This is a genomic window from Bradyrhizobium sp. 197 (assembly GCF_023073375.1).
Taxonomy (GTDB): Bacteria; Pseudomonadota; Alphaproteobacteria; order Rhizobiales; family Xanthobacteraceae; genus Bradyrhizobium.
On sequence record NZ_JADPJJ010000007.1, the window covers coordinates 1 to 12,727 of the forward strand.

The 12,727-nt window shown below is 61.0% G+C and carries 8 protein-coding genes; 6 read left to right on the forward strand and 2 right to left on the reverse strand.

What is annotated here, in order from left to right; all coding sequences use genetic code 11:
- Both IVB27_RS01885 and IVB27_RS01890 read right to left on the reverse strand, forming a co-directional pair.
- Positions 1–2,076, reverse strand: a 2,076-nt coding sequence (locus IVB27_RS01885) for a VCBS domain-containing protein (protein WP_247440942.1), incomplete at its 3' end; no start/stop codon positions are given.
- Positions 2,077–4,364: 2,288 nt separating this feature from the next.
- Positions 4,365–4,601, reverse strand: a complete 237-nt coding sequence (locus IVB27_RS01890; RefSeq protein WP_247440944.1) for a hypothetical protein — start codon at positions 4,599–4,601, stop codon at positions 4,365–4,367.
- Positions 4,602–7,475: 2,874 nt separating this feature from the next.
- Between IVB27_RS01890 and IVB27_RS43515 the strand changes: the two genes are divergently transcribed.
- The 6 genes from IVB27_RS43515 (at position 7,476) to IVB27_RS01920 (ending at position 12,669) form a co-directional block, all read left to right on the forward strand.
- Positions 7,476–7,691 carry an adenylate/guanylate cyclase domain-containing protein gene (locus tag IVB27_RS43515; RefSeq protein ID WP_247440946.1) on the forward strand — a complete coding sequence of 72 codons (216 nt, stop codon included), beginning with the start codon at positions 7,476–7,478 and terminating at the stop codon, positions 7,689–7,691.
- A 231-nt stretch (positions 7,692–7,922) separates the two neighbouring features.
- Positions 7,923–8,831 carry a hypothetical protein gene (locus IVB27_RS01900; RefSeq protein ID WP_247440948.1) on the forward strand — a complete coding sequence of 303 codons (909 nt, stop codon included), beginning with the start codon at positions 7,923–7,925 and terminating at the stop codon, positions 8,829–8,831.
- A 61-nt stretch (positions 8,832–8,892) separates the two neighbouring features.
- The gene (locus IVB27_RS01905; protein WP_247440950.1) at positions 8,893–10,239 is read left to right on the forward strand and encodes a site-specific DNA-methyltransferase; all 1,347 of its coding nucleotides are present in this window, start codon (positions 8,893–8,895) and stop codon (positions 10,237–10,239) included.
- On the forward strand, positions 10,220–10,636 hold the full coding sequence (locus tag IVB27_RS01910; protein WP_247440952.1) for a DUF5681 domain-containing protein: 417 nt from the start codon (positions 10,220–10,222) through the stop codon (positions 10,634–10,636). Before IVB27_RS01905 ends, IVB27_RS01910 begins: the two co-directional genes overlap by 20 nt.
- Complete coding sequence (gene terL / locus IVB27_RS01915) at positions 10,633–12,060, forward strand: phage terminase large subunit (RefSeq protein ID WP_247440954.1); 1,428 nt, start codon at positions 10,633–10,635, stop codon at positions 12,058–12,060. The genes IVB27_RS01910 and terL overlap by 4 nt, the downstream gene beginning before the upstream one ends.
- Before the next feature lie 381 nt (positions 12,061–12,441).
- A complete protein-coding gene (locus IVB27_RS01920; RefSeq protein WP_247440956.1) occupies positions 12,442–12,669 on the forward strand; it encodes a hypothetical protein in 228 nt (75 codons plus the stop codon).
- Positions 12,670–12,727 lie beyond the last annotated feature (58 nt).

Genomic DNA, 12,727 nt, shown 5'->3' on the forward strand with positions numbered 1-12,727 from the left:
GAACTGGTCCTGGACCTGCTGGCCCGCGGTCAGCTCATCATGGGCGCCGTTGCCGGCGTAGCTCCAGGCCCCGTTGGCATCGATCGTGAAGTCGCCGTAACTGCCGTGGGCGTTCGATTGCGCCACGACATGGGCTTCGCCGCTGTCGGGATCGACGATCGTCAGCTGCCCGGAGGTGTTCAGTGCGGTCGCGGTGTCGGCCTCGGTCACGGACTTGGAGTCCGAGCTCACCGACGCTACGTCGTTGGTGCCGGTGATGGTCACCGTCACCGTGCCGGTGGCGGTGCCGTCCTGGCTGGTCACCGTGAACTGGTCCTGCACCTGCTGCCCGGCCGTGAGTTCATCGTGGGCGCCGTTGCCGGCGTAGCTCCAGGCCCCGCTGGCATCGATGCTGAAGTCACCATAGCTGCCATGAACATTGCTCTGCGCCACGACATGGGCTTCGCCCGTATCCGGGTCGGTGATGGTCAGCTGCCCGCTGGTGTTCAGTGCCGCGGCAATGTCGCCCTCGGTCACGGACTTCGAGTCCGAGCTCACCGACGCCACGTCGTTGCTGCCGGTGATGGTGATGCTGACCGTGCCGGTGGCGGTGCCGTCCTGGCTGGTCACCGTGAACTGGTCCTGGACCTGCTGGCCCGCGGTCAGCTCATCATGGGCGCCGTTGCCGGCGTAGCTCCAGGCCCCGTTGGCATCGATCGTGAAGTCGCCGTAGCTGCCGTGGGCGTTCGATTGCGCCACGACATGGGCTTCGCCCGTATCCGGGTCGGTGATGGTCAGCTGCCCGGACGTGTTCAGCGCCGTCGCGGTGTCGCCCTCGGTCACCGCCTTGGCCTCGGACGAGACGGTGGCGGCATCGTTGGTGCCGGTGATGGTCACCGTCACTGTCTGCGTTGCAGTCGACCCGTGGCCGTCATTGACGGTCACCACGAAGCTTTCGGTGACGCTCTGGCCTTGGGCGAGGTACTGCGCGGCGGCGTTATTCAATGTGTAGTGCCACTGTACCGACCCGTTTGCGGCATTGGGTGCCTCGCTCACCGGATCCAGCGAGAAGATGCCGAGCGTGGTGGCGTTGCTCGCGGCAGCCGCGAAGCTCGCGCTGTGAGTGTCGCTAAGATCGACATCACTGAAGCTGATAGTGCCGGCGGCCCCCAGCGAATCTGCAGGATCCGACGTCGCCGGCGTGTCCTCCACGACGGTGCCGCTCTGGGCGCCCGATGTAATCGAGACAGCGTCATTGGTGCCGATGATCGTCACCGTCACGGCCTGCGTTGCGGTCGATCCGTGGGCGTCATTGATGGTCACCACGAAGCTTTCGGTGACGCTCTGGCCTTGGGCGAGGTATTGCGCGGCGGCGTTATTCAACGTGTAGTGCCACTGTACCGACCCGTTTGCGGCATTGGCTGCCTCGCTCACCGGATCCAGCGAGAAGGTGCCGAGCGTCGTGGTGTTGCTCGCAGCAGCCGCGAAGCTCGCGGTGTGAGCGTCGCTAAGATCGACATCGCTGAAGCTGATGGTACCGACCGTGCTCAGCGAGTCTGAAGGATCTGGCGTCGCTGGCGCCTCCTCCACGACGGTGCCGCTCTGCGGACTCGAGGTAATATACACTTGGTCGTTTGCGCCGCTAAACTGCAGGGTAACCGTCGCCCAGCTAAGCGTCCCATTCCCCAGCTGGATCGCGTAAGTAAATGTATCGGTCAGCGTCGCGCCGACAGCAAGCGCCTGTAGCTGGGCATTGATGTCGCCCTTGTCGTAATGGACGAAGCCGTCCGATTCGATCCAGATGCGTGCACCGAGCGCGCTATGGTCGCCCGTTCCGGTCATTCCGGCTGTGTCGCTGCTGTAGGCGACATCTTTGACCAGCAAATCCGCCGGTGCATAGGTCTTGGTCGATGCCGAGGCGCTCGATCCATCATCTAGGGAGAACAGCGTCTTTGCTGCGCCACCCAGATCATTTGCCATAACATTCAAAACAAGAATGTTGTTGGCTTCTTCTGTGAACGCAAAGCTGTCATTGTTGGCTTGCGGGGCGTTTCCGAACGAGATCGTGCTACCCCCACCGGTCGTCTGCGTCGCCATGGCTTACGTCCTCACAATCAGAAAATCACAATGAAACAGCTTCATTCCGCTGGGATCGAGCGGATGTAAGAAAGATAACGTCCCGGCAAGCGGATCGCGTTCGGTCACTGTCGACCGGTCGCCACAACGGAGACGGCGGCTCCAACGCCGCCTGATTGCTCAGAGCAGGCGCATTGTTCACCGCGAATACCGCAACATCGACCGATGGACTGAACGATGAGGAAAGAAGAGCGGAGTTCGATTTCCCTTGCAGGCGCCAATCGATGAGCGAGCAGGCGGCTGGCAATCCGGGACTGCGGAAAACATTTACGCCAATCAATATGCACTCCCTCAAACTCTGTTGGCGCAGAGCGGGTGTGACTGCAGTCGAAAACGAATTCACAAAGTGCCGGCGCCTACACCCAAACGGAGCAGGCATGGTCAACAGGCAATTGCCTGTCTTCTATTTGCGCAGCAACCTAATGTGAAAAGATTCCGAACGCCCTCATTCCTGCCCTGTTCTATATTCGGCAATGCACTCCCGCGCACGCCGACCGGCCTTGATGCCCTATCTCCGCCGCCCGGAGTGCCGGCGGACTCTCAAGCCCTTTATTCTAAATTAAATACAAGCTGCTCCAATTTTAATCTACTGTCTATACGCCACCCGCACAAAAATGTTTAATTATTAATAACTTCAGTAAACCGATTCGTCGCGATACTGGGCGCAACTCCCGCAAATATACGGGATTTTCACCGCCGAGCAGGGAGCAATTCCAGAACCAGGAAAATCTAGGCGATTTTCTCTTCCGCCTCAATTAAATCGCATGACTCATTTGCAACTTCGATAAAATGGATCAATCGGTCGGCGGTTGAAAGCCGAGGCGCAGAGCTGCTCGCCACACAAGATCGCGTCGCTGTCGGGCTTGTCTACGGAGCCGGGCACGCACGGTCCGGGGTAGTCCTGCGGGCGCTGTCGGACCAAAACCTGGCCGGGAGGTCTAATGTGCCGGACGGCGTTGCGGCCGAGCTGCCCTGCGCCCGCGCAACATTTGGCTGTTGGATGCAATGAAACGTCGTAAACCGAACCGACACGCACCGCCAAAGCAGAAAAACTGAGAGCGCACCCCAATGCCAGCGCGGTGAAACCCGGCGGTCGTTTAGCTTGCGACCGCCGGGTCTAACTTGCATATCGCCGGGCAACTTAATACTTTCGGCAGATATCTGTCGGCTGGAGAACGCGCAATTATTACTGTGATTCGCTGACCATTGTTTTCACGTCGGAGAATGTTCGTGCGAGCAGTATCCCGCGATGATTTCCGGAGCTTATTCGCCCTCTACGCATTCGCGGACCGACATAATAAGCAGCACGATCGTGCATCTCGGCTGCCGAAGCTATTGACCTCGAGCCGAACCACCTCCGATGACCCCCTCGATCGGTGGCCAGAGCGCGTTGAGGCGCCCGGACCGGAAACTGTCGGCGGCGCGCTCGGTCCACGCGCGCGCGCGGTGGCGGACGACGATGCAAATTATGACCATGCCAGCGCGTTCCTGCACGCCTTGCTCAAAGCGTTGGATCAAACCCAACATTAGGCTTCGTCGACCAGCCTGCTCTGGCCAGTGATTTGGCTGATGACGCTACCGCGCCCAGGCCGCGTCGCTTGATGCGCGGAGGCTTTCGCTTTCGCCGTGCTAACCGCCGCAGCAGCTGCCCTCTTCCGCTTTGGGTATGTCGCTGTCGTTTTCCGCTCTGCCTCGCGCGGCCTGACGCGAAGGTTCTCCAATTCGTAGCGCTGAGAAGCGAGCCATTCTAGGTGCTCATACAGCAGCGCAGTGGCGTCGACCGCTCGAACTCGGTGTTCACGCATGTTGCAGAAGCCTCCGCTCCACGCTTGAAAGCTTGGACCATGGCCGCCGCTGGACCAATCGGAAAATCATGCCCTCGTGAAAGAAGACGAGGTCGCTCCCGCACTTACTTATCTAATCGTTTGTCGCTTTAGCCGAAAGGCGGCTGCGTGCGAATTTCTGGCGCCCGCGGCGACGACAGGCTCCAAGGCCCAGTGTGAATGCAATTTAGCGGCGGCCGCCGCAGCAAATCCAAACCGATTCCCGCTCCGCATCTCGTCTACGCCTGACAAGGGCATCGAATGCGATGACCGCGTCGAGCCGTGATCTTGAGGATCGATTAAGAGCGCGATGTCCGCATCCGTGCGCAGGGATGAGGCGACGGCGGCGCAGCGGCCGTTGACGGAGCTATGCTCAACGCGCGGGCGGATAGGAAGATAAGCCGGCCGCCTAGCTTCTCTCCCGCGTCAGCCGCGCTTCTTCTGAGAGGACGGCTTGAATTCCACGACCTCGTGCCGGTCGCTGGGATCTAATTGCTCCTGTTGTTTCACGATTTGCTCAAGCTCAAGAGCTTCGATGGCGAGCTCATCTGCCAAGCGCTTAAAGAGCGCGCGCTTTTCTAAGTCCGTCGCCAGCTGACTCATATGGGCAACGTCTCTCGCTTGGGCGCGGACCTTCTCCAATCGTGGCCTGAGGTCCTTCATGTTGTTCCGGCTCAGGTTCTAAACTCATCTGCGGCGCAAACAATAACCCTGCTTGTTCGAATGGCGGACGAGTCAATTCCCGAAACAGATATTGGTTCTTTCTTAGCTGCAGATTAGCCGCTTTTCACGGTGCGATATGGAGTCACGTGGCGGCTTAGCCAAATCCGAGACTCTGGACCCAATTCGGACGTCGCGGGCTGAGGATGTCGAGTGGCGTTCGGCCCAGTCATCCCGTCCTGGCCGCCGCCGATCGATCCAGTTGCCCCATGGCTGGCCACGGGCCACTCAGGCTGAGCCATCCCTGTCTGGCCTCGCCGGATGAGTTGGAACACGGCGCCAGGAAGGTGCGTGAATGTTCGAAAGCGCACAGACCCGAGTTTTGCGCCGGACTAGGCTGCGACCAATCCCGCGCGCTCGCCAACGCGCGCGGGGCCTGACGGCCTCGGCATCTTGGTAGGATGGATGTCGAGGCCGTTTTTGCCCGGCTGCGCTAAGGCGGCTCCTGTCGCAACGCGCATCCAGGTAGGGGTAGGAGGCAAGCTTGGCAGGTACTAAACCAACCTATGGTCGTTCCTTGTGCGTACTGTCCTTCTCATTTTCGGGATATGGCTACTGATCAACGTCCTGTTTGTTGTGGTTGTCCTGCCCTCGCGCAGGCCGCGTCCCGCTCCGAGGCCGTCGAAGGGAACGCTATCCCCGGCACCGATCAATAAGACGGCCCGTCGATTGGAAGATGATCAGCCACCATCACTGCGGCACGTTATGATTTCGGTTGTGGTCAGAGTTCTTGTGGTCCTCGTCGTTCCATTCGTTCACGCGTGGGATGCAATTAGGCGTCGCTTCAGAGGACATCATGACTAGGATGGCGTGGGCGCGCTGAAAACCTCGACAAGCGCGACGTCCGGGTGCAGCAGCGACGCCGGATGAGGCAAACTCGTACAGCGGCTGTTGCCGCTGGATCGCCATCGTCAGCGCCGCGCATGCTCGACCTGCCCATGATCCCCATGGCTCAGTCGATGATGGCTGAAGAGATCCATGACGGCCGCGTGCTGAGATCCACGTCCTCTGCTCCCCCCGCGAACGCCCTTTCCGAACCTGATTCCTTGCCAGCCGGTCGGAGCCGCGCCCCAGACATGCGCCGCGCTTGCCGCAGCCAATCTGTCCAAAACCGACCAGAACCGGCTGCCGATTCTTCCTAGGCGCGGGATACTGCGCCCGGCCGATCAAAGCTAACCCGCGCAGATCGAAACGGCCCCAGCACAACCCCAAATGCCGGGACGTAGAATGTGGTTGGCGGTATTCGCCCTGAGCGGTCCACTTTGCGAATCCGAAAACCGTGAGGCCCGAGCGGCAGGTCGGCAGCAATAGCTTGGTTGCCGCTCTCAGCCATCGACGCGTGGCGGTCCACCGAGAAAACCATACAGCCAGCGTGCGAAAGCGAACAGACCTGATGGCCCAATTTGACTAGTCTCGTCGTGGTCCCAATCGCGGGCCATCTGTTCTGGGGCAGTACCATAGAGGGGCATGCAATGGACGCTCGTGCGCGACTGGATGGTTGTCATTTCGCTCTGCGCCAACATTGTGAGGCACTCGCCTCTCAAGTATCCGAACTTGAGACCCTTCGAGACCGAGTAGCCAAGGCCGAGCGCAGAATCGTCCGTGCGGCACGCGAAACTAGAGCTAGGAAGGCGGTTTATGACGGCAGCGCAGTGGGCCCGGCCGGTAACGCGATCATCTGAATCGGCGCAAGAGTCTGGGTTTTGACGACTGACTTAGCTGCTACCCGCCCCAACCGGGGGGCTGGACTTTGGACATTCGTGATTACCGACCGCAATTTGAACAGATGTCCGTCGATGAGTTGTGGGCTCTCTACACGGACGTCGATCAGATTCTCGCCACGAGGATCGTTGCCAAAAAGCAAGAACTCGACAGGCGACTCGAACAACTCCACCATACCAACGGACCGGGCAGTTCATCAGAGCTCAGTGTCCGCGCATCATCATCGGATCGCGACCGGCTCTGAGATCGCGCTTGTCCCAAACCTTGCGGGCGAGCGAGGCTTCTCAGCTAAGGTGATGGGCCATCGATCAATGCTTGCCGGCGGGTCGCTTCGCTTGTGGCTGCACGCATCGTCCTGGCAAACAGAGCAAGAGACCGCGGCCGCGGAACCGGCTGAGGTCCACAACCGGGAGCAATGGCAATGCAACACCACAGCATCGCTGACGTCAGCTGCGTTATTCTTCAATGCTTGGATGCAAATCAAGTCGGAAACGTTGAGCCGCTCGTGTTGAAATGTTTCCCAGATATCGACCGGAACACGCTTTGGCAGGCATACAACGTAGCCTTGATGGCATACACGTCAGGCACAGGCCTTAAACAGCAATCAAAGGAAGCAGCAGCCGCGCAATAAGTGAGTTTGGAAAATGCCCGGCTTGATCGATCGTCATATTAAGGTTCGTTCGGAGACCAAGCTCGCACGTGATCGACGCCAACACCGGCGCGATTGTTGGTACAACCGAAGCGACCGGCGGCCGCTCCAATCGCCGCGTTTGACCCGAAGCGGTCGCAATCGGCCTAGCTTGCGCGGATCGTGCGACTTCGATAACCTTTGCCGTCACGGGGACAGCTACCTTGAGTGACGTCGCCCAATGGCTGACGACTCGGTCTCGGCCAATTCGCGCAGGTGTTCGCGGAGAACGACGTCTGACTGACGATAATCGCAAACAGCTTGGTCTTACTCTTGGCCATCCTGTGAGGCTCAAAGCCGCGATCGAGAGCCTCTCCCCAGACGAACCTTCAACTCAGCCGACCTCGGCTCCAGCGCGCCAGACAAAGCTCGAGCCTCGCGAAGCCGAGCGCCGGCAACTTACCCTAATGTTCTGCGATCTGGTCGGCTCGACGACACTATCGACGCGGCTCGACGCCGAGGACTACCGCGATCTGATCCGCACCTACCACGACGCTTGCGCCGGCGTGGTCGCGCGCTTCGATGGTTTCATCGCAAAGTTCATGGGCGACGGCGTGCCGGTCTATTTCGGCTGGCCACGGCGCGCGGAACACCGAGCCGGTGGTGTCGCCTTGCGACGATGAGCCGAGAACGCCGTCCGCCCGTTCCGGCATCGCCGCGGCCTCGACAGCGCCTGCGGCAGCTTCCAGCAGGGTGTGCGAGGATTCGCACGATTTATGCACAACTGCGCGGCGCCGCGCATCGATCGATTCATTTTCCGTAAAGACGATTCAGGTTGGCTGACGTCTCGGCCACGCCTTGTCCGGAGAGAACCGATGCCGCGACGCGTAAATCCAGCATGCCGACCCACCAGCATGGTCCGACTGGATGGCTACGGACAAGAGGACGATCGCCCCCTCGAGTTGATTTTCCGCTCCGCGGCGGGCTTGAACGACCGCGGTCGCCAAGGATTTTGTCTCAGCGACGCTCAATACAAAGATCTAATCGAGATCTTACCCGAGCTGGAAGGCGTAGACGATCGGGCACGCGCCGAGCTGAATTTCTTTCGCGACCACGTTCTCAGGGACTGCTTGCAAGCCGATCAGCAACCAACTCGGGCGCAAACCCACATCGCATTGACAGAAACCCGCCATCTAGCCCGCGATTTCCTGTACCGGTCGACAGGCATCGGGCCCCTTCCCGTTTGGGCGGCCGACGTGGCCTGCACCGAACCTCTGGGACCGGCGAGCGTTTTCAGCGCGCTTCCCGAACAGCTGTATGGCTTTGCAACTCAAGCTAGACGTCAGGCCAAAGCCAGTCCACAGACTGGCCTGGACGACCTTGCAGCAATGGTCGATCGGCTAGCCACGCATTTGAAATATCTCGACGCTGAGCCACAAAAGACGATCTACGACGCACTGCCGCGAGACGTCTACCGCATGCGCAACTTCGCGGACGCCGTTGCTGTCGTGCGAACGCTCGACGGCGCGATCACAAGCGCGCTCGAGGGGAGCAAGGAGGTCGGCGGCCCCCGGCCGAAAACGACGATCAAGCAAGTGGTGATATGGCTCGGCGATTGGGTCGAACGTTACAACGGCGAATTCACCCACACGCCCCGCGTGAACGGCCACTATGACGGGCGGGTGCACACACCCGCTGCACGCTTCGTTTTCAGATTCCTCAAGATGTGTGACTGCGCAATAACCGAAACAGCCGTGAGCCAATTCATGGCATACGCCATCGAATTCAAGAAAGAACGCCAAGCTGGGGAGACGTCTTCCTGATTGCCAAGACGCGGGTCCTGCCGCTGAATTGGGGCGCAGCGTAGTTGAGAGGGAGGGAAGCTTGCATCGTCAGACTGTCCAGAGCAATGGTTATCCGCTTCGCCATGATCTCACGCCGGTCCATGTGCGGATCGACCAGCTTAAACCGCTGGGCCAGCAGACGCGCCGGCACGCGAAGAGCCAGATCGGCAAGCTCGCGGCGAGCCTGCGGGAGTTCGGATTCGTTCTTCCCATTGTCGTTGATGCCAAGCGCCGGGTGGTGTCGGGCTGGGCGCTGGTCGCAGCCGCCCAGCAGCTCGGTCTCGGCGAGGTGCCGGTCGTCACCTTGCACGATCTGAGCGAGGCGCAGCTCCGGATGCTGCGACTTGCGCTCAACCGCTTGGTTGAGGACGCCACCTGGGACATGCCGGCGTTGCGCGTCGAGCTGACTGAGCTGCTTGCCCTCGAGCCGGACATCGATCTGCAACTGACGGGGTTTTCGATCGGACAAATCGACGTTTTGTTGTCGGACACAGACGATCTAGAGGACGCGCTGCCGCCGCGCGAGGTCGGCCCTGCGGTCAGCAAGCCCGGCGACCTCTGGCTTTTGGATCAGCATCGGCTCATCTGCGCCGATGCGCGACAGGCGGAGAGCTATGGTCGGCTGATGCAGGACGAGCGTGCCCGCATGACCTTCGCCGATCCGCCCTACAACGTCGCGATCGATGGCCACGCCTCCGGGAACGGCAGAACCAGGCACCCTGACTTTGCGATGGCCTCCGGAGAAATGTCTGCGGCCGAGTTCGAGGCGTTCCTGGCCGAGTTCTGTGCGCGGGCCTGTGAGCACGCCGTCGATGGCTCGCTGCATTTCATTTGCATGGATTGGCGCGGCATCGGCCAGCTGCTCAACGCCACCCGTCTGATCTACGATGAACAGCTCAATCTGTGCGTTTGGAACAAGCCACGCGCCGGCATGGGCAGTTTCTACCGATCCAAGCATGAGCTCGTCTTCGTCTTCAAGAAGGGCCGTGCGCCCCACCTCAACAACGTCCAGCTCGGCCGCAACGGGCGGAACCGCTGCAACGTGTGGGACTACCAAAACAGCTGGACCGGCTCGCCGAAATCCAAGCTCGCCCTGCATCCGACCGTCAAGCCGGTCGCGCTCATTGCCGATGCCATCCGCGATGGCACCAACGAGCACGACATTGTGCTCGACCCGTTCGGCGGTGCCGGAACGACTCTGATCGCGGCGGAACGAACCCGGCGCCGGGCCCGGCTGATCGAACTCGAACCCGGCTACGTCGATGTCACGATCCGCCGCTGGCAGCATCTGACCGGCAAGGTGGCGGTCCACGCCGGGACCGGCGAGCCGTTCGGCCAAACCAGCGCGGCCAACATGGAGCAAACGCATGGCCAAGAAATCGGATAAGAACGTTGGCTATGGCAGACCACCGCTGCACAGCCGTTTCAAGCCGGGTCGGTCCGGCAACCCGCGCGGACGCCCGAAGGGCCGCTTGAATTTTGCCACTGACCTGAAAAACACACTTGGGATAAGGGTCACTCTGAACCATGGAGGCAAGCCACGCCGCGTCACCACCCAACAGGCCGCATTGCTTTGTCTCATGGAAAAAGCACTGAAAGCCAAAGACACCAGAGCGCTGGAAAAACTCCTCGGCTTTGCCGCGATGGCGAGCGGCAGCGCCGCGGAGGAGCCCACGAAGAGCCTGTCAGCGGAGGATCAGGCGATTCTTGACGCGTATCGCGCCGAGATTCGGGCCGAAGCCCGCGACGACGAAGACGACGACGGCGGCGCGGGCGACACATGAGACAGATTCTGGACGCGCTCCTGCGACGCGACTTGCGATTCTTTGTCCAAAAGGCGTTCTGCACTGTCTTCCCGGGTAGCGAATATCTTCCGAACTGGCACATCGATGCCATCGTCTACCAGCTCATGCGCGTCAATGCCGGCGAATGCCGCCGTCTCCTCATCAACCAGCCGCCGCGCTCATTGAAATCGCTCTCGGTCTCGGTCGCGTTCGTGGCATGGCTGCTGGGCCACGACCCGGGCTGCCGCATCATCGTCGTCAGCTACGCCAGCGAGCTTTCCGCCGAGCTGCACCGGCAATTCAGAATGGTGATCGAGTCGCGCTGGTACCGGGACCTGTTTCCGGCCATGCGCCGAGCCAAGGATACCGGCACCGAACTGGTGACCACGGCTGGCGGCAGCCGCTACGCAACCACGGTCGGGGGTACGCTAACCGGCCGGGGCGCGGACCTCATCATCATCGACGATCCGCACAAGGCCGAGGAGGCGATGTCGGAGCCCGCGCGCAAGCGCGTCATCGACTGGTTTGGCGGCACCCTGGTCTCGCGATTGAACGATAAGAAGACCGGCCGCATCATCCTGGTGATGCAGCGCCTGCATGAAGACGATCTTGCCGGTCATCTGTTGCAAGCGGGCGGCTGGCATCACCTCGATCTGCCGGCCATCGCCGTCGAGGATAGCATCATCGACGTCGGCAAAGATCGCGTCTTTCGCCGTCGCACCGGCGACCTCTTGCACCCGCAGCGCGAAGGCAAGCCGGTGCTGGAGCGGATCAAGGCCGAAATCGGCAGCCTGCAATTCTCGGCGCAATACCAGCAACGCCCGGTGCCGCTCGAGGGCAATCTGATCAAGCGGGACTGGTTTCGCTGGTACGATCAGCTGCCGGCCGCTGGCGCATCCGGCTATGTCGTGCAGAGCTGGGACACCGCCATGATGACGGGAAAAGCCAACGATTACTCGGTCTGCACCACCTGGCTCATGATCAAGAACGACTATTACCTGCTTGATGTTTACCGGGGCCGACACCAATATCCCGACCTGCGGCGCGCCGTGGCCGCGCTGGTGACAACATATAAGGCGGACGCGGTTTTGGTCGAGCACGCCGGTCCCGGCATAGCGATGTTGCAGGACCTGCAACGCGATCTGCCGGATGGAATGCCGCGCCCGATTGGCATCAAGCCCGAAGGCAGCAAGGCCGATCGCATGGCGGCACAGTCCTTCCGGATCGAGGCCGGACAAGTGCATCTGCCTGCAAATGCCGGCTGGCTGGACGACTACTTACTGGAGCTGCTGGCATTTCCCTACGGCAAACACGATGACCAGGTCGATAGCACGTCGCAATTCCTCAATTGGGCGGCCACGCGTGCAATGTTCAACGATGATGTTGGCTTGGTTTCCGTCAGCATAGACCCGTTCCGATTCTAGGCACTCGCTGCACGGAGCGAGAGCCGAGCCGGATCGCCCCACCACGGCGGTACCGAGCCCACCGGGGCCATCCCGAACCACCGCAGCAACAGGTCGTCCGTAAGAGCAACAATCTTGCTGGAGAAAGCACTGGCATTGCCGCGCCAACGGAGCGTTACTGACTGACCAGGCGCAATCTCGGCGAAGCCCGCGGGGTCCGGCGGTCAAGCCGCGCTCGAACAGCCGATGGCAATGGTGAGCATCTCAGTTGTGGCGTTGACCGCCCCCCGCGCGTCAACACCGAACCGCAGGTCATCGGCAGCTCGGCGCAGTATCGGATCGGGCTCTCTGATCTGAGCGCCGACAGCGATCGTCTGAGCCGCCTTGGTCCCGGAGAGAACGATGGAGCCGCCCTTCGAGTTTGCCCATCTTAGTCCTGCCTGCGATCCGCCGGAGCGCTACCAAGCGGCGGCGGAGCTGCTGACCGAGCTCTGGGCCCGCGTGCGCGCCTTTCGCTCCGATGGCAAAGACGATCGGTTTCTCACTGCTCTGACCGGCCGCCTTGAAGCTCAGCTGGTCGCCGCGGGCCTCGTGCTCGGCATCCAACTCGATCTTGTCTGCCGACGCTAGTTGGCGTTGCCACATCAAGGCGGCGCGCCGATTCAAAGCCGCGAAGCGCCGCCGCTCA

Excerpts from the sequence above, each read along its gene's own strand:
- IVB27_RS01890 (WP_247440944.1), bottom strand. The coding sequence starts at position 4,601 with ATGAAGGACCTCAGGCCACGATTGGAGAAGGTCCGCGCCCAAGCGAGA.
- IVB27_RS01920 (WP_247440956.1), top strand. The coding sequence starts at position 12,442 with ATGGAGCCGCCCTTCGAGTTTGCCCATCTTAGTCCTGCCTGCGATCCG.
- IVB27_RS01900 (WP_247440948.1), top strand. The coding sequence starts at position 7,923 with ATGGTCCGACTGGATGGCTACGGACAAGAGGACGATCGCCCCCTCGAG.
- IVB27_RS43515 (WP_247440946.1), top strand. The coding sequence starts at position 7,476 with ATGTTCTGCGATCTGGTCGGCTCGACGACACTATCGACGCGGCTCGAC.
- IVB27_RS01910 (WP_247440952.1), top strand. The coding sequence starts at position 10,220 with ATGGCCAAGAAATCGGATAAGAACGTTGGCTATGGCAGACCACCGCTG.
- terL (WP_247440954.1), top strand. The coding sequence starts at position 10,633 with ATGAGACAGATTCTGGACGCGCTCCTGCGACGCGACTTGCGATTCTTT.